Below are 26,542 nucleotides of genomic sequence, written 5' to 3' on the forward strand. Positions count from 1 at the left end.
CGCTCATCTTGGTGCCCTGCACAACGTCCCGGAATTTTTGGCTTTAGCCCATGACGACCTACCGGACTGTTGGCACGTCCACCTGAGAGTTGATTGCCATTTCCCATTTCGTCGCGGGCGCAGGTTCAAACCGTGACTGCGCGGTTTGCCCTCAAGGCGGCCCAATCGCCTCTCGGACCGCGAGTGAAGTCAGCCGCTCATACGAGAATCCACTTGCAGGCCCAGCCGCCTCAATGCAATGTTCTCACCAACGCATACGTTAATGGACGCGTACATGATTGTTTTGGCCAGACATGATGAGGTCGAGGAAAGCGCCCGCGCTCTGCGCTCTCGTCCGATGCCGTCTACCTGAAGCTGAAGCAGGCGATCCTCGACAACCGCTATCCTCCCGGCGCCCAGATCCTGGAGAGTCAGATCGCTACTGAATTCGAGGCTTCCCGGACGCCTGTGCGCGAAGCCTTCGTTCGCCTCCAACAAGAGGGATTGCTGGAGATCGTGCCGCGGCACGGGGTGCGGATTTCGGCGTTGTCGCCAAGCGATATGCGCGAAATCTACGAGATTCTCATGTCGCTTGAGCCAACGGCCGTCGAGCTGCTGGTGGCGCGTAAACCCGACCGCTCCGAGTTGTCCGGTCTTGTCACGGCCTGTGACGATATGGAGAAGGCACTTGAGGGTTCGCAGCCCGATCTCGTCGCCTGGGCCATGGCTGATGAGCGCTTCCATATGAGCCTGGCCAAACTATGCGGCAATAGGCGCTTGGCTGCGATGATCTTGACCGTCTGGGATCAGGCCCATCGCGCCCGGATGTTCACGCTGTCGTTGCGCCCCCTGCCACTGCAGTCGACTGCCGAACACCGTGCCGTCGTGGATGCGATCCTCGCCGGCGATGGCGAGCGAGCGCGCGACCTCTACTTCGCTCACCGCAAGCGCGGCGGCCAAGAACTGACGACAATCATCGAGCGCCACGGAATCCAGCGTCTATGACATCGAACTCGTTTCATCTCGCGGTGATGCCCGGCGAAGGCATCGGCATCGAAGTCATGCAAGCTGCCTCCGCCGTGCTTGCCGCCGTTGAGGACCGTTTCGGCTTGTCCTTCCGGCCCGAGGCAATTCCAGGCGGGGCTCATCATTTCCGCGAGACCGGCGCGACCCTGCCCAAGGACGGAATCGAACGCGCTGGCGCGGCCGATGCTATCTTGTTCGGTGCGATGGGCTGGCCCGACATCCGCTTTCCCGACGGCACAGAGATCGCCCCCCAACTCGACTTGCGTGTCGCCTTCTCGCTGTACGCTGGCGTGCGTCCGATCCGCGCTATCCCCGGTGTCAGGCTTGCGCTAGCCGACGAGCGTGCCAAGTCGATCGACCTCGTCATCGTCCGAGAATCGACCGAGGGTATGTTCGCCTCGCGCGGCAAGGGCGAGATCATCGACGACCGCGAGGCGCGCGACACGCAGGTCATCACCCGCGCGACGACGGAAAAGCTGACCGAGTTCTGCTGCGGGCTTGCCCGTCGACGACGCGAGAGCCGCGGTACACCGGGCCGTGTCACACTGGTCGATAAGGCCAACGTCTTCCTCTCCTTCGCGTTCATGCGGAAGGTCTTTTACGAGGCCGCGGCCAATCATCCCGACATCGAAGCGCGCCATCACTACGTCGATGCGATGGCGCTGGACCTCGTGCGCCGGCCCTGGGATTTCGATGTGCTGCCGATGGAGAACCTGTTCGGCGACATCCTATCGGATCTCGGCGCTGGCTTGATTGGCGGCATGGGCTTTGCGCCCTCAGCCGACATCGGCGCGGCCAACGGCATGTTCCAGCCGAGCCATGGCACCGCCCCCGATATCGCCGGACAGGGCATCGCCAACCCGACGGCGATGATCCTGTCGGCAGCGTTGATGCTCGATTGGCTTGGCGAGACACGCGGCAGTCAGGCAGCCGTCGATGCGGGCCGCGCCATCGAGCGAAGCGTTGATCATGCTTTCGGAACGCTCGGGCTGCGCAGCCACGACATCGGCGGCTCCAATGGAACTGTCGAGATTGGCCGAGCCGTTGCCGAGCTCATTCGCAGCGGCGAGGCAGATCCGCAATGACCTGGACTTCTCAGTCATGACGATTGCGGTCGCCATCGCAGGCTGCGGTTATTTCAGCCGCTTCCATCAAGACGCATGGAGCCGGATGGCGAATGTGCGCGTCGTCGGCATCGCCGACCGCGACCCGCAGAAGCGTGAGGCCGCCTTGGCCCTGTTCCCGCAAGCACGTGCCTTCGCTGAAGCGGAAGCGATGCTGGACGAGACGAAGCCCAACCTGATCGACATCGTGACGCCGCCTCAGACCCATTTCGACCTCGTGCGGGCGGCGTCGAGACGCAAGGTGGCCATGATCTGCCAGAAGCCGCTGGCTCCAGCTTTGCTCGAGGCGCGGGAGCTGGTCGAGACGGCCGAAGAGGCCGGCGCGTTGCTCGCCGTGCACGAGAATTTCCGATTCATGCCCTGGTTCCTGGAGGCCGAGCGGCTGATGACGGCTGGGGCAGTTGGAACGCCGCTGAACATCAGCTTTCGCCTACGGCCTGGCGACGGCCAGGGCCCCGACGCCTATCTGTCGCGCCAGCCCTATTTCCAGACGATGCCGCGCTTCCTCATCCACGAAACCGGCATCCATCTAATCGATGTCTTCCGGTTCCTGATGGGGGAGATCACCGGCGTCTTTGCACGGCTGCGGCGGATCAACCCGGTCATCGCTGGCGAGGATGCAGGCCTGGTGATCTTTGATTTCGCTAGCGGCGCGGCGGGCCTGTTCGACGGCAATCGCCATGTTGATCATCCATCAAAGGACACGCGGATGACGAATGGCGTGCTGATGGTCGAGGGCACGCAGGGCGTGATCCGGCTCGACGGTTTCGGGAGACTCTTCGTCCGCCCACGCGGCGGGGAAGAATACGAGCACGCCTATGACTGGGAGGAGCGCGGCTATGGCGGTGACTGCGTCTACCGACAGTCGCGCCACATCATTGACCATCTGCTCACGGGCACGCCGCTCGTCAATTCCGGACGCGACTATCTCCGCAATCTCGACATCGAGGAGGCCATCTATCGGTCGGCCGAGGAGGGTCGCTTCATTACGCTCTAGATCCACGAGAAGGCGGCACCAAAGCCGCCCGCTGGCCCAACAACCATATCCGGGGAGGATATCATGACCAACAGACGCGATCTTCTGAAGGGCTCGGCCGCCGCCGGACTCGCCGTCACGGGCTTTCCTTCCATCCTTCAGGCGCAGAGTGCCAAGGTCCTGCGGTTCAGCCATACCGATACGTCGGTTGGGGCACGTCATCAGGCGGCTGAGATGTTCGCCGCTGCGGTCGAGAAGTACACGCAGGGCCGCTATAAGGTACAGGTCTACCATTCGGGCCAGCTCGCCAACGACGCCAAATCGCTCGATCAGCTCCAGATCGGCGGACTCGATTTCGCCGTCACCGGCGTGGTCACCTTCACCCCGCACGTGAAGGACCTCTCGCTGATCGCGCTTCCCTATCTCGCTGAGAATTACGAGCAGGGCTGGAAGCTCTACGACACGTCGCCCTTCATCGCTAAACAGGCCGCAGCGCTGCCGGCGAAGGGCATGCGCGTGATCGGTAACTGGGAGGCGGGTTTCCGCAGCTTTACCACTAATTTTCCGCTGAACAGTCCAGCCGACGCCAAGGGCCGGAAATTGCGCATCGCGCCGGTGGAGATGATCCGTTGGATCATGGAATCGATCGGTTTTTCGCCAGTTGTGATGCCGGTAACCGAGGTCTATCTCGGCATCCAGCAGAACACGGTCTCGGGTGAGGAAAACCCGATCGACACGATTTTCTCCCAGCGCTTCTACGAGGTGGCCAAATACGTCACCCTGTCGAACCACGTCTATTCGCCGCTCTGGCTCGCCATGGGCGAGCGCGCCTTCAAGGGCATGACGGCTTCGGACCAGGAAGGCGTGATGAAGGCGGCCAAGGAGGCGGGCGACTGGAACCGTCGCGAGGTTCGCGCCAACGATGAGAAGCTTTTGGCCGAGATGACGGCCAAGGGCGCCATCATCGTCAAGCCGGATCTCGCCGCCTGGAGCAAGGCCGCCGAGGGCGCAAACGAGCGCGCCCGAAAGGAGTTCGGTGCAGCAGCCGTCGATCAGATGATCGGGGAGGCTGCCGCCATCCGCAAGGCGATGGGCTGATGGCAACGCCCGATGCCGGGGCCGCGGACGGGTCGTTCTATTTCTACCGTCCCGGCCGCCCTGAACCGGCAGCCTTGCGCCTGCTCGGCGACGCGATCGACGTCGTCGTCACCGGGCTCGCGATCATGCTGCTGCTGGTCATGTTTGCCAATGTCGCGGCTCGCGTGCTGCTCAATAGCGATATCGCTTGGAACACCGAATTCGGAGAGTTCGTGCTGCTCTGGGCTACCTTTCTGGGCGGCGCGTCGGCAGCGCGGCGCGGCGCTCATATGCGCATCACCGAGTTCGTCGAGGCGATGCCCCCTGCCTGGACACGTGTCGTTGAGCTCGCGACGCGCCTTGGTGTCATCACGCTGCTCGGCTTCCTGGTCTGGTACGGCTGGAACATCGCGCAGGGCACTATGGAGCAGGAGATGACGGTGCTGCACTGGCCGATGGGCGCGCAGTACCTCGCCATGCCCGTCGGCTCAGGCCTTGCGCTGATCTACGTCATCTACGAGGCGACCCTGCTGGCACGGGGCGAACCGATCCCTCAAGAAGCCTTCATGGACTAAGACATGGTTCTCGCCGTCATCTGCGCGATCTTTTTCGCGCTCGCGCTGCTCGGCATGCCGCTGGTCTGGGCGCTGCTGCTTACCACCATCTCGACGATCTGGATCTTCGGCCAGGGCTATCCGCTTGAGGCGATCTTCCTGTCCTACCTCTCCAGCGTCGAGCCGCTGCATCTGGCGGCTATCCCGCTCTTCATCTTCACCGGCGAACTCATCACCCATGGCGGCGTCGGCAAACGGCTGATCGACTTTGCCCGCTCGCTGCTCGCCTTCATGCCGGGCGGGCTCGGCGTCGTCACGGTGTCCGCCTGCACGATGTTCGGCTCGGTCTCGGGCTCGGCCGTCGCCGACTCCGCCGCGATCGGCTCGATCATGGTGCCGCGCATGGCCGAGCGCGGCTATCCGCGTGCTTTCGCCGGCGCGCTGATCGCGGTGGCCGGCACCATCGGCGTGCTGATGCCGCTGTCGATCCCGCTGCTCGTCTACGGCTTCGTCGGCAACGTCTCGATCCGCGAACTGCTCGTCTCTGGCGTTTTTCCGGCCTTCACCCTCGCCTTTGCACTCATCCTGCTCTGCATCTGGAAGGGCCGTTCGCTTGGTTGCGACCTCGGCGGTGCGATGCCTAGCCGGGCCGAGATCTGGAAGAGCTTCGTCGCGATCCTGCCAGCGTCCGGCATGCCGGTGGTGATCCTTGGCGGCATCCTGAGCGGCGTCTTCACACCCACAGAGGCTGCTTCAGTTGCGGTGTTCTATGGGCTCGTTTTGGCGCTATTCGTCTACCGCGAGGTCAAGCCGCGCCAGGTCCCGGAGATGCTGCTGCATTCCTTCCGCACCAGCGCGGTCGTCATGCTGGTCGTCGGCGCCACGGGCGCATTGTCTTGGCTGATCACGGTCGAACAGATTCCCGCTAATCTGGCGCAGGCGATACTGGCGGTCTCGGAGAACAAGTACGTCTTCCTCCTGCTGCTTAACATCGCGCTCATCCTGGTCGGCATCTTCCTTGAGCCGCTGCCCTCGCTGATGCTAACCGCCCCGCTCTTTATCCCGACGGCCAAGGCCTTCGGCATCGACCCGGTGCATCTCGGGCTCATCATGGTCTTCAACCTAGTGATCGGTCTCTACACGCCGCCCGTCGGCGGCACGCTTTTTGTCGCAGCCAAAATTGCGCGCGTCGGCATGGTCGCGATCTCCCGCGAGCTGATCCCGATGTTCGCGATCGCGCTCGTCGTCCTGTTCACCGTCACCTATGTCGAGGCGATCCCGATGGCTCTGGTCTGGTTCATGCGCGGATGAACCCCATCGCGCTTTCCGAAGTATCGCTGCTTGGCGAGGGGTTGGTCCGCCCAGAATGCGTTCTAGCGACGAAAACCGGCGACCTCTACACCGCCGACTGGCGTGGCGGAGTAGCGCATCTGAAGCCCGATGGCACCCAAGCCCTCTATACCGGCACGACAGCTGATCTTCCCGAGGGCCTGCGCCCCAACGGCATTGCGCTGGAGCCCGACGGTTCGTTCCTAATTGCCAATCTCGGCACGGAGATCGGCGGCATCTGGCGCCTGACACGGGACGGCCAAGTCACCCCGATCCTAACCGAGATCGACGGCCAGCTGATCCCGCCTTCCAACTACGTGGTGCGAGACCGGGAAGGGCGGCTCTGGCTGACAGTTTCGACGCGGGTGAAGCCACGTTCGCTGGACTATCGACTGGATTCATCGACCGGCTTCGTCGCGGTGCTCGACGAGCGCGGTGCGCGAGTGGCCGCTGATGGATTGGGCTTTACAAACGAATGCCAGATCTCTCCAGACGGAGGCTGGCTGTATGTCAACGAGACCTATGGCAGGCGCCTTAGCCGCTTACCGATCGGTCGCGGCGCCCAACTGGGAACAAGGCAAGTCGTGCACGAATTCGGCGAGGGCCAGTTTCCCGATGGTCTCGCTTTCGATGCTGAGGGCCATATTTGGATCGCGGGGGTGATCTCGAACCAGCTCCTACGGATCGATCTGGAGCGCCGCACTGTCGAGACTATGCTTAGCGAGACCGATGCCGAGCACGTCGCATGGGTAGAGCGGTCATTCCTAGCCAATGAACTGGGCCGCCCGCATATGGACAATAATCCCGCCACGAAGCTGCGCAACCTGTCGAGCATCGCCTTCGGTGGGCACGATCTTCGAACCGGCTATCTAGGTTGTCTGCTGGGTGACCATATCGCTCAGATTCGGCTACCGGTGGCAGGCGCTACACCAGTGCATTGGCACTATTGAAACGGTTTGGTCTGGCCTATGCAGCCAGCGGCACGCTGCATTGCGCCAAACCGACCAGCATTTGCCGCGACGACTTTCGTCCGTTGCAGGGATTGGCACGCGGCAAATAACCGGCCATGGACGGTGCAGCGCCTGTATCGATCCGAAAGACGCGACTGTCAGTATCCGCTGGACGCGCACCGATCTCCTGCCAGAGCCTCGTGCCGATCGCATTCTGCTTAACCGTTCCAGCTTTCGGCGTCTAGTTCAGCCTGGCGCCAAAGCGCTCGCGGAAGGCATCGGCGTCATTTGCATCGCTGAAACTGACGCGGACGCGCTCGTGCTCAGGCTCCATCATCACGCGGGCCTGATGCGGGATGTCACGCTCGACCAACCATAGGCCGATGGCGAACAGCCGCTCGTTCAAGGTACTGGATCGAGCGGCAGGTCGACCCGATAGGCCCCTTCGATACCCACGCGGGTCGTCAGTTTGACGGTTTGCTTCCGCATGCCGCCCTCCCGCGGCTGTTGGCCCGGCCGCATCAATCTAGGTCCCCATCCCGCAATTCTTCAACCCCGCCGCCCATTCTGCATAAGCCGTGTTCTTTGCCAGGTGACGGTTGAGGTCGGGCGCGCCGTCCTGCCACCAGACCGGTCCGCGTTCGCCTAAGGCGACTTTGGCCGCGTCGACAGCTTGTCGAGCGGCGCTGAGCTCGCCATTGCCGCGCTTGGCGTCTTTCACGGCCCGCCGAGCATCCATAAGATCCGCGACGAGCCGATGACGACGGTCTTCGGGGATGGCCGGGTTCGTGGAACGCCACAGCCGCCCCGCGACCAGAAAATACCGGCCATCGGGTGTGGTCGGATAAGAGCGGCCGCTCAATCGGGATACTCCCGCGCCAGCCGATCGTAGGCATCTTCATCGGCCCTGTCGCCGGCTACTGCATCCTGGATCTCGCGCTCGTCGACGACGACCCCACCAAAATGGCCGATGAATGCCCGCGCCAGACGCTGGTCTTCGAACGCGATGCGGATCGTCTCCGAACCCGCGAAGCGGTTCAGTACCCGAAAGCTAATCTCCCAGTCTGCGCACCAGCTTTCGATCCGCCGGAGCCGCCCGGTCGCGTCCTTGGCCGCAAGCTTCATCTCAACCTGATGATCGAACCCCATCACGCTCTCCCGATCACGGGGACTTCCTCCAGCCGCGTCGTGTATCGCGGCGACCGCATCTCGAATTTCGTGACCCAGGCCTTCTTCTGGCGAGCGATGCCTGCCGCCGCGGGGAAGACAACGCCTCGTCCGAGCTTCCGGTTGCAGGCGTCCAAGGCTTCCATCAGTCGGCCGGACTTCTCCCGATCGAGGGCACCGATCAATGCCCGCTGCGAGGCCTCCAGCGGCACGAGGTCGACCGTCATCAGCCCGGCCTTGGCGTAGCGGTACCCATACTTCCAGATCCGACGGACACCCCACTTGGCCGCGCGGACAAGGGCGAGCGTGTCGTTGCTCGCCTCGGGGAAATCGACGGTGGTCGAGACGGAGCGCGAGGGCCCGCGATCGTGCGGCGATGTGTGAAAGAAGACCGTGACGTGGTCCGTCGCCAGACCATGATGACGTAGCTTCTCGCCGAGCCTCGTCGCATGAGCCGCAATGGCTTCCTGCATCATGTCTAGGCTCTCGACGCGGCCCGCGAAGCTTCGCGTGACGGCGCAGCCCTTCCGGGTTGGCGCCACGCTCTCCAGATCAATGCAAGGCGTTCCCCGGAGTTCATGGATGATGCGCTCGCCGACGACTGTCAGGCTCTTACGGGCGAGCTTGGGAGTGAGCGCGGCGACGTCGGCGGCGGTGTGACAGCCGAAGGCGGCAAGCTTGGCCTGGCTTGCGCGGCCGATGCCCCAGACATCCTCGAGCCCCACCAGCGGCAGCCATTCGGACCGGGCCTCATCACTGGTGAGGTCGCAGACTCCGCGCAGCTGTGGCGTGCTCTTGGCGATCTTGTTGGCCAGCTTGGCCAGGGTCTTCGTGGGACCGATGCCGACGCAGGTGGGAACGCCCGTCCAGGTCGATACGGTCGAGCGCAGGTCCCGTGCCATCTCCTCGCGCTGGCCGGGTGCCACCGGGCTCATGTCGAGGAAGCTCTCGTCGATCGAGTAGACCTCGATGTCGGACGCGAACCGCTCATAGACCGTGTTCATCCGGCGGCTCATGTCGCCATAGAGCGTGTAGTTTGATGAGAACACGACCACGCCCTCGCGCCTGCAGAGGTCGCGGATCGTGAACATCGGCGCGCCCATTTGGATCCCGAGCGCCTTGGCCTCGGCCGTGCGCGCGACGGCGCAGCCATCGTTGTTCGAGAGCACGATCACAGGGCGGCGGCGCAACTTCGGATCGAAAACCCTCTCGCAGGAGCAGTAGAAGCTGTTCCCATCGATCAAGGCAAAGGACCGGGTCATCGGCGGAAGCGCCGGACCGTGTTGGTCACGACGCCGAAGACGTCGATCTCGGCATCCGGCCCAGGGTCGTAATCGGGGTAGCGTCGGTTACCGAACGCGAGGCTGGATCGTCCTCCGACAATCCTGAAGACCTTGATGCTGCGCTCTCCGTTGACGTCGACGACGACGGCGTCGCCGTCCTTGGGAACTAGGCTTCGATCGACCGTGATCAGACTGCCGTCGAAGATGCCGACGTCGATCGCGCTATCTCCGGCCACCGTCATGATGAAGGTCGCCGGGGCGTTCTGAATGAGCGTCCGGGTTAGATCGATCGGTTGGTCCAGGTAGTCGTCCGCCGGGCTTGGGAAGCCCGCCCGTACCGCCTTCAGATAGACCGGCAGGTAGATCGGTAGGCCAACGACGACCGGCGAAATTTGCATTGTTTGCGTTCCCAACAAAGAGAACATAATCAGAACAAACGTCGCGCTAGAGTCAAGCGTGCGGTTGCATCAGCGGAAATCCGCGTGTCCATGACCAGCAGCAGGTGGTGGACGGATCTGACCACAAGATGCGTGAGCTTGCACGGCCTCTGACGCCGCGGGCGCGACACGACGCAACTTCCGCAATGCGCCACTGGGGCGATCGCCGACCGAAAATTTGCGCTCAGGCGCTTCAAAAAATCTGGTTGTCTTCCTTCCTTGAGAGCTTCGAGGCAGCGTTGTCTAACGTCCCCCGTTGGGCTCGTTACCGGGTAAGCAGACCTTGCTGGACGGCTCGTGGGCGACCACCACCGACCCATCTTGGCCGTCATGATGGCGACGGATTGGACGGGCGACTTCGATATAAAAGGCCAACTGTTTAGGCGGCTAACGCGTGCGAAAGATAGCGGGACCGCGCCGTTGCTTCATCGCCGATGTATGCCAGAGACCGGGCGTTGGTAGTTTTGCGCCGATTTGCGGTAGCCCTTCTCCAACGTGTTGCAGCTGGCCTGCGCGACGGGAGCCGCGACACGATCGGTTCTAGCACCTGATCCGAAGAACATGCCTCAAGGGGGGCGCTGCCCAGCGTTCGCGGAGAGAGCAGCCAGCCGACGCGCCCTATCGAGCCAACGCCGAAATTATACAGCGCCCATGAGACGGGCTCTGCCGAGTGTCGCTATCCTCGCATAGGATGACGGCAGGAGGCGCCATGACCGAGAGTCCACGACCGGGCGCACAGCGCCACGACCAGATGTTTCCGATCCTAAGCGAGAGCGAAATCGCTCGCGTGGCGGGCTTCGGCATGCGGCGACGCTACGCCGCCGGCGTTGCGCTATTTCGAACTGGCGAGGTCGGGATCGGGCTGCTCGTTCTCGTCAGCGGCCGTGTCGCAATCGCGCGCCATGACGCGACGGGCCGGGGAGTTCCCGTGGCGGACCACGGACCGGGCTCGATCATCGGCGAGACGGCTGGGTTGTCCGGCAAGCCGGCGCTGGTCGACGGCGTCGCCGTCGAGGACAGCGAGGCGATCGTACTCGACCCGGCCGACCTCCGTGCTTTGCTTGTCGCCGACGCGATGCTGGGCGAAAGGATCACCCGCGCGCTGATCTTGCGCCGAGTCGAGCTGATCGCCAGCGGCGCGGGCGGCCCGTTGCTGATTGCGCCGGCGGATCATCCGGGCCGGGTGGCGCTGGCCAACTTTCTCAGCCGCAACGGCCTGCCGTTCCGCGCGCTCGATCCCGACATTGATCAGGATGCCCGGGACCTCCTGACGACGATCCACCCCGTAGTAGCGGACTATCCCCTCGCGCTCCTCGCTGACGGCACGGTGCTCAGAGCGCCCTCCGAAAGAGCGCTCGCACAGGCGCTCGGCATGATCGGACAGGCCGACCCCTCGCGAATCTATGACGTCGCGATCGTCGGCGCCGGACCGGCCGGGCTCGCGGCCTCCGTCTATGCAGCCTCGGAAGGACTGTCGGTCGTGGTGCTTGATCGGCGCAGCTTCGGCGGCCAAGCCGGCGCGAGCGCTCGGATCGAGAACTATTTCGGCTTCCCGACCGGGATTACCGGGCAGGCCCTGACGGCGCGCGGCTTCGTGCAGGCGCAGAAATTCGGAGTCGAAATTGCAATTCCAACCACCATCACCGCGCTGACATTTGGCGGCGCAGGCGGCGTCAACCTGCTGGATGCCGAGGATGGCCGCCGCTATTGCGCGCGGGCGGTCATCGTCGCCTCGGGCGCGCGCTATCGCCGCCCGCCGATCGGCCGGCTCGCTGAATTCGACGGCCGTGGCGTTTGGTACTGGGCCTCGCCGATCGAGGCGCAGTTCTGCAGCCGGCAGGAGGTCGTGCTCGTCGGCGGTGGCAATTCGGCGGGCCAGGCGGCCGTCTTCCTAGCCCAGCATGCTACCAAGGTGAGGATGATGGTACGCGGACCTGGTCTCGCCGACACCATGTCGCGCTATCTGATCGACCGCATCGCCGCCGACCCACGGATCGAGCTCATGCCACACACCGAGATCGTGAGCCTCGACGGTGACGAGACCGGCTTGCGAAGCCTGACATGGCGCGACCGTATGTCGGGCGAAGAGACAAATGCGCCGATCCGCAACCTGTTTCTCTTCATCGGCGCGGACCCGGCTTCTGACTGGCTCGCTAGCTGTGGCATGGCGCTGGACGACAAGGGCTTCGTCATGACCGATGGTTCGCTCGAAACCGACCTTCCCGGCATCTTCGCGATCGGAGACATCCGCGCCGGATCAGTGAAGCGTGTCGGCGGCGCGATTGGAGAGGGCGCGGCTGTCGTCGCGCGGATCCACGCCTATCTGGCACATCGCAGGGATGAGCCGTCCCAGCCGCGCCGCCCTTCGCCGAACGCGCCATTTGAAGAAGCGAAACCGCACAAGGGCGAGCCATGAACATCACCCCTGATCCTGCCGGACCAGACCAAGAGAGTGTCTGGTCCTATCCACGCCCCGCCATCGCAGAGCCGTGTGCGCGTCACATCCTGATCAGGTATCGTGGCCAGACAATTGCCGACACTAAAGCTTCGGTCAGGGTCATCGAAACCAGCCATCCGCCCACCTATTATCTGCCGCCGGATTGTGTGAACGCGCGCCTGCTGGCGTCGCCGCATCGGTCGATCTGCGAGTGGAAAGGACAGGCGACCTACGTCGACCTCGTGCTCGCGGACGAGACCCTCAAACAGATCGGCTGGCACTATCCGTCACCGGCTCCGTCCTTCGCGATCTTGGCGGGCTTGATCGCGTTCTATGCAAAGCCGTTCGACGAGTGCCTGGTCGATGGGGAGCAGGTGACGCCGCAAGCCGGAGGCTTCTATGGCGGCTGGATCACCTCGCATGTCGTCGGGCCCTTCAAGGGCGTGCCTGGAAGCCGCTTCTGGTGACGCACCGTGGAGACAGTTTTGAAGGAGCCTATTCCGGAGGCGGCTGTTAGCTTGGCGATAGCCACGAACGAGCTATGCACCAACGCCGCCGAACACGTCGCGTTAACATCGTAGGACGGGTGAGTTGCGATTTCTTGCGTCATTTCTGACCAACGCTGTGCCCTAAACAGTATAGCGGCCCTCCCGCCAGTCCCCCCGAGCGTCGGGGTTTCGGCTCCCGCATGATCGAGCGGATCCTGGCGGGCCAACTCAACGGGAAGGCCCACATGGACTATGGCCCAAAAGGGTTCCGCTGCCGCGTGGAGGCGCCAGCCTCGTCCCTGCGCGCAAATCCGTTCACGTGAAAGCGCCCTCATCGGCCGAGCCGCCTTTTCTCGCGACTGCAGGCTTCGTCAAGCGAGACACCGATGTCGCCGGCCAAAATTGACTGGCGTCGCAAAAATTCCAGAGGACAACCGTTATTTTGCCTTGCGGATAAAGCAAATAAACGGAACGAATTGCCTATCAGCAAGTCACTGGCAGGCTGAGATAATACGTTGAGACTTAACAAAAACACGGGATAATGTCGGTGAAAAACGAAAACTTGGTCGAACTGGCAGCCGATATTGTCTCAGCCTTTGTGGCAAACAACAATGTCACCACATCGGACCTTCCGGGTGTCATCGCAAGCGTCTACGCATCACTGACCAAGCTCGGCGGCGAGCCAGAGGCCCCTCCCGCCGCACCCCTGGTTCCGGCAGTTCCAGTCCGCAAGTCAGTGACACCCGACGCGATCATCTGTCTTGAGGACGGTAAATCGTTCAAGTCGCTGAAGCGTCATCTGAGCAGCAAATTCGGGCTGACGCCGGAGCAATACCGGACGAAATGGGGCCTGCCGGCCGATTACCCAATGGTTGCTCCAGCCTATGCCGAGGCGCGCTCTGCGCTAGCAAAGTCGATGGGCTTGGGTCAGCAGCGCAAAAAGACCGCCTTGAAAGGCAAACGCTCAGCCAAGGTCAAAGGCTAGGTAAATAACCGGAAAGACGAAACAGCGTATCGATGCGGACAACGCATTCCTCCGCGTTCAGAATCGCGCGTCTGTGCAGGCAAGAATAATGTCTGAAACAGAGCTGCTTGAGCAGGCGCGCGACGCCAAGACAGCCAATCTGAAAGCGCAGAGATTGGAAAAAGAGGCTGCCGATCGTCTCGCCCCGGCCTCCCGCCCAACCAAACCGAAAGGTTGATGTCGGAGGCTTGCTGATCCGCTTGAGCATCGTCAAGGACGCTTCATTCAGCACTGAAGCGTCGGATAGGCTGTCGCCGCCTCGTCTTTTCTGACACCCCGCGCGACCTCGACCAGCGTGCCATCCGGCAGCGGTCGCTAAAGCGTCCTTGGCCTGCTTTCACGGCCCTGTCATCCGGGTCTCGATCTCCTTAGCGCGGTCGACAATTCTCTCACTGTCCATGCCGCGCCTCGTAGAAAACCGCTATGCTGCGTCGCATTTCGCAGGCGCCATACGGGCAATCAGCAGAATTCGTGAATACGGATCCGGGCGGGTTTAGTTGGCTGTATAAAGGTATGAGCAGCAATAGACCGAGAGCGCGCTCATGACTGAAACCGATCATTACGCCACCTTCGATGCCGGCGACGTCCAGCTTGTCTCCGGCCAGGTCTTCCCCACGATGAAGCTGGCCTACAAGACCTATGGCTCGCTGAATGCCGCCCGCGACAATGTCATCGTTTACCCGACCTCATTTAGCGCCCAGCATGTCGACACGCATTGGCTGATCGCCCCGGACGGCGTGCTCGATCCCGAGCGCTATTTCATCGTCATCCCCAACCTGTTTGGCAACGGGCTGTCCTCGTCGCCTTCAAACTCGCCGGATGCCTGGAGCGATGGCCGCTATCCGCTCGTCACCTATCATGACGCCGTCGCGGTCCAGCACCGGCTTCTGGTCGAGCATCTTCAGGTCGAGAGGATCGAGCTCGTCTATGGCTGGTCGATGGGCGGCATGCAGGCCTATCACTGGGCGGCGCTCTATCCGGACATGGTCGAGCGCGTCGCTGTGGTCTGCGGAAGTGCCCGCTGCGCGCCGTTCAACCACGTCTTTCTTGAAGGCGTGAAGGCGGCGATCCAGGCGGACCCTGCGTACCAGAACGGCAGGTTCGTAACGCAGCCGACGGTAGGCATGAGGGCGATGGGGCGGGTTTATGCGGGGTGGGCTCTGTCGCATGCCTTCTATCGCGAAGAAGCCTGGCGGGGATTGGGCTATGTCTCGTGCGAGGACTTCCTTACGCGATCCTGGGATGGCGCTTTCGCCCGACGTGCAGGCGACGATCTGCTCGCCCAGATCGCAACTTGGCAGAACGGTGACGTCAGCGCCTGTGCGCGGTTCGGCGGCGATCTGACCAAGGCGCTGGCTGCGATCACGGCCAGAGTTCTGCTGATGCCGGGAGCAACCGACAGCTACTTCCAGCCCAGCGACAACGCCGACGAACTGCCGCTGCTCGTCAACGCTCGTTCCTCCGAATTGGCTCCGATCCCCTCGATCTACGGGCACCGGGCCGGTAATCCAATCCACATCCCTGCTGACCGCGCCTTCTTGCGACAGAAGGTTGAGGAGCTTCTTACGAGTTGAAGCCGTCCGACCAACCGAGCGAGTTCCCGGCATTACGGCCCACTCCATTGCCGCCGGGTCGGGCAGCGCGACCGTGACTACCAACGCCGAGAAGCTCGTGGTGCGCGCGAGGCCGCTCAGCGACGACGTGGTGGTGGCCGAATTTCACGGCTAACAAGCCCGCTGAGAGCTTCGGCCGCGACGGCTCTTCTGAGCCTCACGCTCAGCCAGGCGCAGTAGAGACGATGGCTACGCGCAAGAAGCGCCGGACGCTGGTCCGGCGGGATGCCCCACCAAACTTACATCAAGCAGCAGCCCCACAGCGGACACTTGAGTCGGCGACCGAGCGCGGATTTCTTAAACCACCTGCATTACCAAAGTGCCGCTGACGACCACTCGCAAAAAATTACTTTCCGTTGCGCGTGACTGCCAAGTTGCCATGGGATCTGGGCGCCTAGACGCTGGGCACTTCGCTTAATTTTAGGGCACATGTCCGAGCATTACATCGTACAACCTAAAGACGAGTTCCGATTACAGCGCGCGCTTGAATAGTTAATGAATCATAACGCTCAATAACTCCATCTTTACGTTACGTAGCTATGAAGGTTCAAACTCAGAGGGAACCTCCAATGCTAAAATTCTCTAGCCTGCGGACCAAGGCGGTCGCCGCAGTCAGCTTTCTCGTTGTCCTGTGCGTCTTTGTCATTGGCGGGCTGTCCCATCTCGCGCTTGAAAGCGATACGCGGGAGGCGATGAGGGAGAATACACGTCAGGCCCAGGTCCGGGCGGAAGACGTCGTCAGCAAGATCGAACAGCGCATCAAGACCTACGCGTCGATCTTCGCCTCGCACCCCGAGGTCATCCAGTCGCTTGAGGCTGGCGATCGGGCTAGGATACAGGAGGTGCTGGGCCGTCTGTTCCAACAATTGCGGACTCAGGACCCGGTCGTCGGCACCTTCGAGGTGACCGATGCCGCCGGAATCGTGGTGCTGCGCGCGCATGAGCCGGCGAAGCACGGGGACAACAAGGCCAGCGACCCCCTCGTCTCGCGGGCACTTGGCGGGACCGCGGGCAGCGGACTGACTGTGTCGCAGAGTTCGGGCGAAGTCTCCGTCGATGCCGTCCAGCCCGTGCTCGGCAAGGGCAATCGGCTGGGGACGATCAAGATCGGCTCGCGCTACCGTACAGAAACTGCTGCTGAGATGAAGAAGCTCAGCGGCGCCGATGTCGTCTTCGCTTATCGCGGCAAGCCGCTGGCCTCGACGGTCCCAGGTCTGCAGCAGCTTCCTTCCCTGCCGGAGCGGCAGGGTGAGACCGGTGAGATCTCGGTGGGCTCTGTCCCATACACCGTCGCGGCGTTGTCCCTGCGCACGCTGGGCGGCGAGCCGGTCCAGATTGTCACCTTGCGTGACAACCGGGCCGACCTCGAACAGCTGAAGGCTTTCGAGCTGGCCCTCGCATTGAAGGCACTCGTCTTTCTGCTAGTGATCTTGCCGCTCGTCATGATCGTCGTCAGCCGCAACGTCCGCACGATCCAGGACCTGACGAAAACGACCGATCGTCTCGCCAGCGGGGATCTGGAAACACCGATCCCGCATGCCGATAGGCAGGATGAGATCGGCACGATGGCGAAGGCGCTGCAGGTGTTCCGGGAGAACCTCGTCAAGGTGCGGGCACTGGAGGAGCAGGAGCGCGCGGCAGCCGAGCGGCGCTTGGCGCGGGCCCAGTCGATGGAGGCTGTGGTCTCTGATGTCGGCGAGGTGGTGGCTGCTGCGGCGGCGGGCGATTTCTCGGCGCGTCTGCAGATCGACCAGGCCGACGAGCAGATGCAGAAGCTTGTCGCCGGCATCAACGAGATCAATGCGGTGGTGGATTCCGCCACCAGCGAGTTCGCCCGCACGCTCTCGGCGGTCGCCGCCGGCGACCTGACGGTGCGGGTCGATGCCGCCTATCGCGGCAAGTTTGCCGAGCTGAAGGGCGCCATCAACGAAACGGTGGACCGCCTCTCGGCCACGGTGAAGACGATCCAGCTGACCTCGTCGGAGGTCGGGCTCGCCGCCCGCGAGATCAACATGGGTGCGGACGACCTGTCGAAGCGCACCGAGGAGCAGGCCTCGAGCCTGGAAGAGACCGCCGCGACCACGGAAGAGCTCGCGGCCTCGGTGAAGGCCTCGGCCCAGGCCTCGCGCCAGGCGGCTTCGATCGCCAACGAAGCGATGGAGGCGGCCCAGACCGGCGGCACCATCGCCGGCCAGGCGGTGGACGCCATGGCCCGCATCGAGGGCGCATCGACCAAGATCTCCGACATCATCCGCGTCATCGACGACATCGCCTTCCAGACCAACCTGCTGGCGCTGAACGCGGCGGTGGAAGCGGCCCGGGCCGGCGATGCCGGCAAGGGGTTTGCGGTCGTGGCCTCTGAAGTCCGCACGCTCGCCCAGCGTTCCAGCGAGGCGGCGAAGGACATCTCGGCCCTGATCTCGTCCTCGAACAGCGAGGTCGGCGAGGGCGTCAAGCTCGTCCGTCAGGCCGGCGAGCAGCTCAGCCAGATCCTCTCCGCCTCGAAGAAGGTCGCCGCCACCATCGCCGACATCTCGGCGGCGTCGGGCGAACAGGCCAACGGCATCGACGAGATGAGCCAGGCTATCGCGCATCTCGACGAGATGACCCAGCAGAACGCGGCACTCGCCGAACAGAGCGCGGCGTCGGCCGGCTCGCTCACCAGCCGCATCGGCCAGCTCAACGACCTCGTCGCCGCCTTCAGGACCGGGCCCGATGGGATCGGCCATGGCACGATGTCGACCGCGACTGAGCCCGCCCGCCTACGCCAGCTCGCGGAGACGGCCTTCGCACGAGCCCCGGACCGGACCGCGGCGCCGCGTCCTGCTCCGGCCAAGGCCGCCGCCCCCGCGCCGGCCCCGGCCAGGAAGGTCGCCAACAGCCGCGCCGGCGACTCCGGCCGGGAAGAGTTCTGAGCGCGGCTCCCTCGGGCGCCCGACCCGCCCTTAGCCGCTCTCCTACAGACCAAGGCCCTGCCGATCCGGCGGGGCCTTTCGCATTCGAGTTCGAAGAGGCATTTAAAGTTGCTCTGATGCGATAGGAGGCAAGGCTGATTGCATCATCCGTCGGAGAGTGCGCGTTGCCAGCCTACAGGCCGAGCGCTACCGGTAGGACATGCCGATGTACTCGATTCGCGAGATGTCCGTGGAGTTTGGGCTCACGCCGCGAACAATCCGCTTCTATGAGCAGAAGAGTTTATTGAAGCCGTCTCGTGATGCTACTATTTCAAATGTACCTCGCATCTTTAACGAAGAAGATCGGGCGCAGTTGGCGGAAATCGTCAAGCTGACCAAGATGGGCTTTACGCTGAACGAAATTGCAAGTGGCGATATGTCTGCTGATCGATATCGGCAACAGCTCGCGTTTTGCCTCGATCAAATCGCAGAGTTACAGGAAGCCATTTCCCTGTTAAAAGAGCGTCTCAGAACTGACTGACCTGAGCCGAACAGGGTGCCTGCTGTCTTGTAGACAGGCTCATGCTGAGGACGTCTCCCAAGCAGTCTTGTGGAACGGGCAAGAAGCTGTCTTGGCCGAGTTGCCAGCACGCTCGGCAAATTCGGTGCAGTGAGGATGACTATTGCAGAACGATCGCCCTGTTGAATACGCCAGTCGGGGATCTTCGATATTTGCCGACGGGTGGGCGGCGATGTTCAGCAGATTTTGACAACGTCTCCGGACGCAAGTCCATATTTGGCCAGGTCGTCAGCAGTAACCTGTCGCTTGAGTTCAATCGTCGATCCTGCGGCAACGGCTTTGTTGCGCTGAAGGATCCTCTCCGCGCTTGATAGCGTCGCTGCAGCTACGACAAATACCTGAACACCGGGTTGCGTCCGGGACGTCACCTGAAACTGAAACCCCTGCGCGGACATGGCGGCCTCCTGACTAGCCTGTCGTGTATGGTCCAATCGTCAACAATCGGTGTCAGCAGAGAGCCGCCCTACTGACGTCGTAGCGACAGGTCTCCTAATCCCAAGCCAGGCGTAATCAACCTGCTGGTTATGTAATTCCCTTAGGTAATATTTAAGGTGTCCGCCGCACGATTTCAGCAGCTTATTCCGGCTGCGGACCCCCTTCGATGAAAACAATGGCTACCCGGATCGCGTCCCTCAGCGTGGGCGCGAAGATCGCCGCGATCATGGCCGTTTTGATGCTGCCTATCGGGCATTTTGCTTTGCTGATCGGACAGGCTGTTCAGAAGGACGTTGCGTTCTCATCGCTTGAGCTTGAAGGCGCCAAGGCGGTCAGGGACGTTTGGGCTGGTTTGGCGGAAGCGGCCCGACCGGACAGTAGCCTCACGCCCGCTGCTTTGGAAGCCGTGAAGCGGGCCGAGACCGTTTCGGGTCGATTTTCCGCGACGGCAGCGGTTGAGGCATTCCGGCAGGCGCTTGCCAACCCGCAGGATCGCGAGGCTGCCATGGACCGCGGTCAGGTTGCCATCCAGAAGATCGCCGACGGCTCCAATCTGACTCTCGATCCCGAGGTCACGACCTACTACCTGATGGACGCTGCGACCGTCAGGCTTCCCGAGATCGTCGTGGCGCGGGCGCTGATGGAGCAGAGCTACCAGGCGTTCGTCGGTGTTGGCCGGGAAGTGTCGATGACCGAGTACGAGGCGTTCATTCAAGCCTCGACGCGCTTCGATATGGGACTTTCAGCTCTGCGTTCGTCAATCAAGTCAGCACAGGATAGTCGGCAGGACCTTGGCTCCACACTTGGCGAGCAACTGGCAACCTTCAATGCTGCCGCTGACCGCCTGTCGTCGCTGACTACCACTCTTCGGAAAGTGATCGCCAGCAACCTTCCCAGTCCGCTGAAGCCCGCTGAATTCGACGCCGCCGAGGCAGCTTTCGCTGCAAGATCGGATGCTCTCTGGCAGGCTGTCGAGAGCAATCTCGTCAGCCTTCTCGATCAGCGCATTGAAGGTCTGAAATCAAAGGCGTTCATTGAGTTTGCATTGGCGCTTCTCGGCGTACTCGTGGCCATGGGCATCGCACTGAGCTTTGTCAGGTCGATCCGCAATCCGATTGCGGATCTGATCAAAACGATGCGCCGGTTCCAGAAGAACGACTTCTCCGAGCCCGTTCCGCATCTGAACCTCGCCAACGAGATTGGCGAGATCGCGCGCGCCCTGGATCGAGGCAAGCACGAGGCCGAGGCCAGCGCGCTGACAATCGCGGCGATGAACCAGTCGCCGACCATGCTGATGATCACCGACCCGGACGAGAACATCACCTTCCTCAGCGCGTCCCTGGTCGAGATGCTGATGAGAATGGAGCCCGTTTTCCGTGCCGTGAAGGGCGACTTCGCTGTTGAGAAAATGGTCGGTCAGCATCTCGACTACTACCGCACCAACCCCAATCTCTCCAGGAAACTGCTGATCGACAATGGCGATATCCGGAAGGTCCGCTACGACATCGACAACGAGACCATCCTGGTCGACATGGCCTACATCCGCGCCGACGATGGCTCGACGATTGGCCACACGCTCGTCTGGCGCAACGTGACAGCCGAGCTCCTGGGTCAGGCCGAAGTCGCGGCCGTCGTTGGCGCCGCCCAGAACGGCGACTTCTCGGCGAGGCTGCCGCTTGACAACAAGGAGGGGTTCGTTCGCGAAATCGCCGTTGGCCTCAACAACGTCTCAGCTCTGGTGGAGAAGGCGACGACGGAATTTGCTGAAGTCATGGACGCTGTCGCCGGAGCCGACCTGACTCATACGGTCCAGGGCGATTATCGTGGTGTGCTCGGCGCCCTTAAAAGCAGCATCAACGGGACCGTTCAGCGTCTGGCCGAGACAGTCCAGACCATACAGTTGACCTCTGCTGATGTCGGGCTCGCGGCGCGCGAGATCAACATGGGCGCCGACGATCTCTCGAAGCGCACGGAAGAGCAGGCCTCGAGCCTGGAAGAGACCGCCGCGACCACCGAAGAGCTCGCGGCCTCGGTGAAGGCCTCGGCCCAGGCCTCGCGCCAGGCGGCTTCGATCGCGAACGAAGCGATGGAGGCGGCCCAGACTGGCGGCACCATCGCCGGCCAGGCTGTGGACGCCATGGCCCGCATCGAGGGCGCATCGACCAAGATCTCCGACATCATCCGGGTGATCGACGACATCGCCTTCCAGACCAACCTGCTCGCGCTCAACGCGGCGGTGGAAGCGGCCCGCGCCGGCGATGCCGGCAAGGGTTTTGCGGTCGTGGCCTCTGAAGTCCGGACGCTCGCCCAGCGCTCCAGCGAGGCGGCCAAGGACATCTCGGCGCTGATCTCGTCCTCCAACAGCGAGGTCGGCGAAGGCGTCAAGCTCGTCCGTCAGGCGGGCGAGCAGCTCAGCCAGATTCTCTCCGCCTCGAAGAAGGTCGCCGCCACCATCGCCGACATCTCGGCGGCGTCGGGCGAGCAGGCCAACGGCATCGACGAGATGAGCCAGGCTGTCGCCCATCTCGACGAGATGACCCAGCAGAATGCGGCACTGGCCGAGCAGAGCGCAGCCTCGGCCGGCTCGCTCTCCAACCGCATCGGCCAGCTCAACGACCTCGTGGCGGCGTTCAGGACCGGGCCCGACGGCGCTTCCGCCGGCCATGGCGCGATGTCGGCCTCGACCGAGCCCGCCCGCCTGCGCCAGCTCGCGGAAACAGCCTTCGCACGAACCCCGGCCCGGACCGCGGCGCCGCGGCCTGCTCCGGCCAAGGCCGCCGCACCCGCGCCGGCCCCGGCGAAGAAGGTCGCCAACAGCCGCGCCGGCGACTCCGGCTGGGAAGAGTTCTGAGCCACGCTGAAAGGCTCCAAGAGAGTCTCTCGGTTTGTCGCCCAACGCAGGCACTGCCGACTTGGCAGCGTGGCTCTTTTCCCAGGACTGAATGATGCTATCCGTAGCCCCACTCGGATTCTCGGTGATCAGAAGCCCACTGTTGCCGGAAATCGCAGAGGGTATCGCGTCGATGCCACCCGATCAGGCATTCAGGGTGATGGTACGCATCATCTCGTCCATGATTGCCGGCGTTGCACTTTGCGCAGCCAAGCGCCCTCCCGGGCACCCAGTCAGACGTTGTGCGACAGAACTCGTAAAAGTGCTGCCTGCCCTCGGCGAGCGTCCTGAAGACTGCCGGCTGGAGCAGCTTTACCAAGTGGCAGAGGAGGTCGGGGCCCAGATTTGGCACCTAATCGCGTTTCAGCCTGATCGGAAGCTCAAAGCCGATTTGGAAGCCCTCGTCTCGTCGATCTGCCGACCGGCCACTCAGGTATCCGACCGCCCGGCAGCAGACGCTCCAGAGGTCGGCTAACGTCCAAAAGTATGCGCTGCCCTAAAGCGGACATTCCAAATGTCGGCTAAGGGGCCAAATGCGAACCCCGCTGCCACAGCGACCGCGCAGCGACGCCGGCCTTCATACCGACGTGGTTTGAAGCGTCGGCTTTCGGATCGACTTCGATTGGCTGCCTGTGAGCGCAAAGCCAATCCCATCCGCACCCCTAGCTCAGGCACCAAACCACGAGCTGGTCGACGTCACGCAGACCGACCACATCACCGCTGACGTTGCCCCCTGAAGCCCTCGGCTCGAATTGGACTCCGTCGAAATGCGACGGAGATGAAGAAGCGAATTGATCTGCGGGGAAACCAGGGGCGGTTCACAACACCCAACAATGATTTCCAACACTTGCCGGCATCCTGTAATGATTGGGACTAGGCTGCTTCTTCGGGAGACATACCATGCGCGTTGGCCTGGTCGTATATATGCTTGCCGCTGCGATATGCGGTTCTGCGCTAGCCGACACCGCGGTTCCGCCGAAGGATGTTTTGGGCAGCGACCTGCCGTGGCTGAAGCGTTATGCAGGCTCGGTGATCCTCGATTTCTCACAGTCGGCATTCGATGAGGCCGATCTGGTCTCGGGACCGCTCAAGCCCAAGGACGGGCGAGACCCGGTGTCCAACAACCTGCTGCGCACCCCGGAATCCGTGACAACCTTGCAAGGGCGCAGAACGCGCTTCGTTTATCTCCTACCCGCGGGGCGCAGCCCGCTCGAAGCCACATCTGGCTATGACCAGGAGCTGCAGGCTCGTAACGGACAGACCCTGTACCAGTGCAGGGAGCAGGCTTGTGGTGGCAGCCTCGGCAGGGCTGCAGATTCGGGCGGTGGCGAGCAAGGGCTGATCCACCACGTCTTCCCACGCGATCAGGTGCCGAAAGCGCTTTATTCCGCAGGCTGGTGCGTTCTGACGGCCAGTAATGCCAACCAACGCTATCAGTTGATAAAGGCCGATGGAGCCCATGTAGCGGTCTTCGCTGCCGAGGTTAAGGCCTCCCGGGATTGCAAAAATTTTGACGGCCGCGCGATCGCTATCGTCACTGTGGTCGAAGACCGGCAACGCGAGCAGAGGATGGAGCTTGTCGACGCTCGCAAGATGGCCGGGGATATCGCCACACAAGGGCGCGCCGTTCTATACGGTGTCCAGTTTGATACCGACAAGGCCACTATCAAGCCGGAATCCCGACCGCAGATCGAGCAGATCGCGGCCTTCCTGAAAATGGGCTCGGGCACGTTCTTCGTCGTCGGCCACACGGATAATCAAGGCGCACACGAATACAACCTCGATCTGTCCAGGCGTCGAGCAGCGGCGGTTACAGAGGCTCTTATAAAAGGGCACGGCATCCAAGCCGGCCGACTGACCGGCTTCGGTGTCGGGATGCTCGCGCCGGTCGCTAGTAATGCCGAGGAACCAGGACGCAGCCGGAACCGCCGCGTCGAAATAGTCCCCCGCTGACAGGGCCACAGTGCGGGCGGGGAGTTGGATACCGACCTCGCGATCGACGAGGACGACCTGGCAAAGCGCGCGGTCGACAACTTCAGGAAGAGTGGCGCTCACCCGAGTTGATGGGTGATGCGGTTCGCTGGGAACTCTTGATTGCTGGTTTCGTTGGCCACTTTTGAGAAGATGGCCTGCGATGTTCAGACGCCCCGACCTTTGGATTTGGCTGTTGATCGCCCTGGTCGTGATCGGCAGCTGCTGTTTCCACACTAATGTGGGGCCGCCCTTGGCAATCAAGGGTTGAATGATCGAGGCCAACTGCGAAGCACGGACGCCGCGGTGTCCAGCTCCTCAGCGGAATCTGGCTCGTCGCGATCGGCTTCGCCCTGAGGCAGGCGGACAAGAGCTGGCTCGGCCTTGGCGGTATCGTCTTGGGGGCGATGTTCATGGCCACCGCGCTGCGGGTCGCATTCCCGGTTGCCGCTCTGATCCAAAGTGCGGCCGTTCCCCTGACGCTGGTCTGGTTTGTCGGGCTCGCGGTCATGCTCTGGCGTGACGGCCGAATCTGAACCCTCGTGGCCAATGCTTGCTGAGCGAGCGCAGCTTTGGCAGCGTTTTCTCAGCGGCTCGGAGATCGGCTGACGTTTTTGTACGGCACGCCGAAGAAGGCCACCCGTCGCGGAAATGCCGCTACTCTCTCGTGATCCAATTGAGCCGAAGGTGGCTGACAGCACATCAGCCTCGGTAAACGCGCTCGATCTCCCAAGCACTCTGTGGCTGGTTATGAAGGTCCCAGTAGTGACCCGCGATCATGTCGGGGTCGAATGCCGTACCCGTGGCGACCTGGCCAGCAATGGTCACTGTGGCTACGTGAATACCGTCTGGTGCGAGCTCGGGAGCCATCGCATAGACCAGGCCCCGCAGGCCTGTCTTTCCCGCTGTCAGAGAGGCAACGCCAACGCCAGAGGCGGGATAGAGCGCGAGACCACCACCAGTGAAAAGCATCGTCCCTGAGCCTCGCGCACGCATGGCCGGATAGACGCTCTGAGCACAAACGAGGGCTCCAGTGATGGCCAGCGAGAGGTCTTGCGCAAAGTCCTGCGGCGAAAGTGCCATCGTCGCCGCCTCTCGCCAGCGAGCGGCATTGTAGATCAGGACATCGGGATCGCTCGTTGCCGCCGCGACCTCCGCCAAAGCGCACTGGATTACCGACGGCTGGGAAAGATCGACCTCAAATCCGCGCGCGATTATGCCCTGGTCAGCGAAGGCGGTCACCGCCTCGTCCAACGCGGCTCTTCCGCGCGCCAACAGCGATATAGAATAGCCTTCGCTGGCGAAGCGGCGAGCCAATGCCGCTCCCATTCCTGGGCCATAGCCCGCAATGACAGCATGATTCATGATGCAAACCTGCGCGTTCGAAATTCTTTACGGCCGCTGTCGATGTCAGCGCCTGGCGAGCTCTGCGGCCACGGCGCGGGCATTGCGCTCGACGAGATCGGGAGGGGGCGCCACCTTCGGATAGCCAGGATAACGCGCCTCTGTCTTGCTGCGGATCGCTGAGAGGGCTTCTGGCGTCGGCTGTGCGGTTCCGATGGTGGCCATCACTTCGGTACGGAAGCTCTCAAGATAGGCCCGTTGTTCGTCGATCAACGCAACCATCGGCGCGGCGGAGCCATGGCCTGGCAACGCGAGGCCAACCCCTACATAGCGCTGTCTGGCGGTGGCCAGTTCTGCCAGCCATGCCGTTGTGTGGCCATCTACCAACCAGGGCGTCACGCGGTTCCCGACGAGATCAGCGGCGAATAGTATACCTTGGGCTTCTGCGTGGAGCATGGTCATCCCTACCGCCTCACAAGGGCCGAGCTGATCAACCCGCCATTCGACGTCGGCCAGCCTCAGACGTTCGCCCGGACGAAGAACGCGCGTCGGGATCGGTACTGCATCCGGCATCACCGGCCCCAAGAACCGCTTCATCTCGGCCATCATCGCCGCGCCATCGCGACGGATCGCGTCATGCGTTGTCTCACTTGCAAGCAGCGCGGCGTCCGGGAAAGCGTCACGGACCACCTGAGCGCCGCCAACATGATCAGGGTGCTCATGTGAGAGCACGATCGCTTCGACGGGAAGATTTAGGCCGCGAGCCATAGCCACGAGCTGCTGCGCCTCCACGGCCGTCCGCTGGCAATCCAGGATCACCTGTGAGCGCGGGCCGACCAGGATGTATGAATTGACGGACGCGTCGCCCGGTCGATCGAATTTCACGATACTGAGGGGACCACTGGGCTGATAGGCCTTCGCACGCACGGGAAGTGGAAGCGAAAACGCAGCGGCGCCCATCAAG

The 26,542-nt window shown here is 62.7% G+C and carries 25 protein-coding genes; 16 read left to right on the top strand and 9 right to left on the bottom strand.

Annotated elements, in window-relative coordinates:
* Positions 1-348 precede the first annotated feature (348 nt).
* The 7 genes from ABIE41_RS06650 (at position 349) to ABIE41_RS06680 (ending at position 7,015) form a co-directional block, all read left to right on the top strand.
* Complete coding sequence (locus tag ABIE41_RS06650; protein WP_354193387.1) at positions 349-984, top strand: GntR family transcriptional regulator; 636 nt, start codon at positions 349-351, stop codon at positions 982-984.
* Positions 981-2,090 carry an isocitrate/isopropylmalate dehydrogenase family protein gene (locus tag ABIE41_RS06655; protein WP_192645052.1) on the top strand — a complete coding sequence of 370 codons (1,110 nt, stop codon included), beginning with the start codon at positions 981-983 and terminating at the stop codon, positions 2,088-2,090. The genes ABIE41_RS06650 and ABIE41_RS06655 overlap by 4 nt, the downstream gene beginning before the upstream one ends.
* Positions 2,091-2,106: 16 nt before the next feature.
* A complete protein-coding gene (locus ABIE41_RS06660) occupies positions 2,107-3,126 on the top strand; it encodes a Gfo/Idh/MocA family protein (protein WP_192645155.1) in 1,020 nt (339 codons plus the stop codon).
* 63 nt (positions 3,127-3,189) lie between these two features.
* Positions 3,190-4,203, top strand: coding sequence for a TRAP transporter substrate-binding protein (locus tag ABIE41_RS06665; RefSeq protein WP_192645053.1), 1,014 nt, complete (start codon positions 3,190-3,192; stop codon positions 4,201-4,203).
* Positions 4,203-4,757 (top strand): TRAP transporter small permease, encoded by a 555-nt coding sequence (locus ABIE41_RS06670; protein WP_192645054.1) that lies wholly within the window; start codon positions 4,203-4,205, stop codon positions 4,755-4,757. The genes ABIE41_RS06665 and ABIE41_RS06670 overlap by 1 nt, the downstream gene beginning before the upstream one ends.
* 3 nt (positions 4,758-4,760) lie before the next feature.
* Positions 4,761-6,047, top strand: coding sequence for a TRAP transporter large permease (locus ABIE41_RS06675; protein WP_192645055.1), 1,287 nt, complete (start codon positions 4,761-4,763; stop codon positions 6,045-6,047).
* Positions 6,044-7,015, top strand: a complete 972-nt coding sequence (locus ABIE41_RS06680) for an SMP-30/gluconolactonase/LRE family protein (protein ID WP_192645056.1) — start codon at positions 6,044-6,046, stop codon at positions 7,013-7,015. The genes ABIE41_RS06675 and ABIE41_RS06680 overlap by 4 nt, the downstream gene beginning before the upstream one ends.
* 241 nt (positions 7,016-7,256) lie before the next feature.
* Here the strand turns inward: ABIE41_RS06680 and ABIE41_RS06685 are convergent, their stop codons facing one another.
* The 5 genes from ABIE41_RS06685 to ABIE41_RS06705 all read right to left on the bottom strand — a co-directional run bounded on the left by ABIE41_RS06685 (position 7,257) and on the right by ABIE41_RS06705 (position 9,863).
* On the bottom strand, positions 7,257-7,421 hold the full coding sequence (locus ABIE41_RS06685; protein ID WP_192645057.1) for a hypothetical protein: 165 nt from the start codon (positions 7,419-7,421) through the stop codon (positions 7,257-7,259).
* Between the two features lie 120 nt (positions 7,422-7,541).
* Positions 7,542-7,877, bottom strand: coding sequence for a hypothetical protein (locus tag ABIE41_RS06690; RefSeq protein WP_192645058.1), 336 nt, complete (start codon positions 7,875-7,877; stop codon positions 7,542-7,544).
* Positions 7,874-8,164 carry a hypothetical protein gene (locus ABIE41_RS06695; protein WP_192645059.1) on the bottom strand — a complete coding sequence of 97 codons (291 nt, stop codon included), beginning with the start codon at positions 8,162-8,164 and terminating at the stop codon, positions 7,874-7,876. Before ABIE41_RS06695 ends, ABIE41_RS06690 begins: the two co-directional genes overlap by 4 nt.
* A complete protein-coding gene (locus ABIE41_RS06700) occupies positions 8,164-9,444 on the bottom strand; it encodes a Y-family DNA polymerase (RefSeq protein WP_192645060.1) in 1,281 nt (426 codons plus the stop codon). The genes ABIE41_RS06695 and ABIE41_RS06700 overlap by 1 nt, the downstream gene beginning before the upstream one ends.
* Positions 9,441-9,863, bottom strand: a complete 423-nt coding sequence (locus tag ABIE41_RS06705) for a LexA family protein (protein WP_192645061.1) — start codon at positions 9,861-9,863, stop codon at positions 9,441-9,443. The genes ABIE41_RS06700 and ABIE41_RS06705 overlap by 4 nt, the downstream gene beginning before the upstream one ends.
* A 730-nt stretch (positions 9,864-10,593) precedes the next feature.
* Between ABIE41_RS06705 and ABIE41_RS06710 the strand changes: the two genes are divergently transcribed.
* The 3 genes from ABIE41_RS06710 to ABIE41_RS06720 all read left to right on the top strand — a co-directional run bounded on the left by ABIE41_RS06710 (position 10,594) and on the right by ABIE41_RS06720 (position 13,812).
* Complete coding sequence (locus tag ABIE41_RS06710) at positions 10,594-12,318, top strand: FAD-dependent oxidoreductase (RefSeq protein WP_192645062.1); 1,725 nt, start codon at positions 10,594-10,596, stop codon at positions 12,316-12,318.
* On the top strand, positions 12,315-12,806 hold the full coding sequence (locus ABIE41_RS06715; RefSeq protein ID WP_192645063.1) for a DUF427 domain-containing protein: 492 nt from the start codon (positions 12,315-12,317) through the stop codon (positions 12,804-12,806). The genes ABIE41_RS06710 and ABIE41_RS06715 overlap by 4 nt, the downstream gene beginning before the upstream one ends.
* A 562-nt stretch (positions 12,807-13,368) precedes the next feature.
* Entirely contained in the window at positions 13,369-13,812 is a 444-nt protein-coding gene (locus ABIE41_RS06720) for a Ros/MucR family transcriptional regulator (RefSeq protein WP_192645064.1), read from the top strand.
* Here ABIE41_RS06720 and ABIE41_RS06725 read toward each other — a convergent pair.
* On the bottom strand, positions 13,802-14,065 hold the full coding sequence (locus tag ABIE41_RS06725; RefSeq protein ID WP_192645065.1) for a hypothetical protein: 264 nt from the start codon (positions 14,063-14,065) through the stop codon (positions 13,802-13,804). The two genes, ABIE41_RS06720 and ABIE41_RS06725, sit on opposite strands and share 11 nt — an antisense overlap.
* 328 nt (positions 14,066-14,393) lie before the next feature.
* On the opposite strand from ABIE41_RS06725, the gene ABIE41_RS06730 reads away from it, so the two are divergent.
* The 3 genes from ABIE41_RS06730 (at position 14,394) to ABIE41_RS06740 (ending at position 18,899) form a co-directional block, all read left to right on the top strand.
* The gene (locus ABIE41_RS06730) at positions 14,394-15,425 is read left to right on the top strand and encodes an alpha/beta fold hydrolase (protein ID WP_192645066.1); all 1,032 of its coding nucleotides are present in this window, start codon (positions 14,394-14,396) and stop codon (positions 15,423-15,425) included.
* A 608-nt stretch (positions 15,426-16,033) separates the two neighbouring features.
* Positions 16,034-18,379 (top strand): methyl-accepting chemotaxis protein, encoded by a 2,346-nt coding sequence (locus ABIE41_RS06735; protein ID WP_192645067.1) that lies wholly within the window; start codon positions 16,034-16,036, stop codon positions 18,377-18,379.
* A 205-nt stretch (positions 18,380-18,584) separates the two neighbouring features.
* The gene (locus ABIE41_RS06740; RefSeq protein WP_192645068.1) at positions 18,585-18,899 is read left to right on the top strand and encodes a MerR family transcriptional regulator; all 315 of its coding nucleotides are present in this window, start codon (positions 18,585-18,587) and stop codon (positions 18,897-18,899) included.
* A 215-nt stretch (positions 18,900-19,114) separates the two neighbouring features.
* On the opposite strand, the gene ABIE41_RS06745 is transcribed toward ABIE41_RS06740, so the two are convergent.
* On the bottom strand, positions 19,115-19,333 hold the full coding sequence (locus ABIE41_RS06745) for a hypothetical protein (RefSeq protein WP_192645069.1): 219 nt from the start codon (positions 19,331-19,333) through the stop codon (positions 19,115-19,117).
* 206 nt (positions 19,334-19,539) lie between these two features.
* Here ABIE41_RS06745 and ABIE41_RS06750 point away from each other — a divergent pair, with 206 nt between their 5' ends.
* From ABIE41_RS06750 to ABIE41_RS06760, 3 genes are all read left to right on the top strand, one after another.
* Complete coding sequence (locus ABIE41_RS06750; protein ID WP_354191810.1) at positions 19,540-22,224, top strand: methyl-accepting chemotaxis protein; 2,685 nt, start codon at positions 19,540-19,542, stop codon at positions 22,222-22,224.
* A 939-nt stretch (positions 22,225-23,163) separates the two neighbouring features.
* Positions 23,164-24,216 carry a DUF4892 domain-containing protein gene (locus tag ABIE41_RS06755; protein ID WP_192645071.1) on the top strand — a complete coding sequence of 351 codons (1,053 nt, stop codon included), beginning with the start codon at positions 23,164-23,166 and terminating at the stop codon, positions 24,214-24,216.
* Positions 24,217-24,647: 431 nt separating this feature from the next.
* Positions 24,648-24,770 (top strand): hypothetical protein, encoded by a 123-nt coding sequence (locus ABIE41_RS06760; RefSeq protein WP_354191811.1) that lies wholly within the window; start codon positions 24,648-24,650, stop codon positions 24,768-24,770.
* A gap of 166 nt (positions 24,771-24,936) precedes the next feature.
* Here the strand turns inward: ABIE41_RS06760 and ABIE41_RS06765 are convergent, their stop codons facing one another.
* Both ABIE41_RS06765 and ABIE41_RS06770 read right to left on the bottom strand, forming a co-directional pair.
* Positions 24,937-25,599: an SDR family NAD(P)-dependent oxidoreductase gene (locus tag ABIE41_RS06765; RefSeq protein ID WP_192645072.1), complete on the bottom strand. Its 663-nt coding sequence runs from the start codon at positions 25,597-25,599 to the stop codon at positions 24,937-24,939.
* A 45-nt stretch (positions 25,600-25,644) separates the two neighbouring features.
* Complete coding sequence (locus tag ABIE41_RS06770) at positions 25,645-26,538, bottom strand: MBL fold metallo-hydrolase (RefSeq protein ID WP_192645073.1); 894 nt, start codon at positions 26,536-26,538, stop codon at positions 25,645-25,647.
* Between the last annotated feature and the right edge of the window lie 4 nt (positions 26,539-26,542).

Origin of the sequence: Bosea sp. OAE506 (assembly GCF_040546595.1) — a bacterium.
Classification (GTDB): domain Bacteria; phylum Pseudomonadota; class Alphaproteobacteria; order Rhizobiales; family Beijerinckiaceae; genus Allobosea.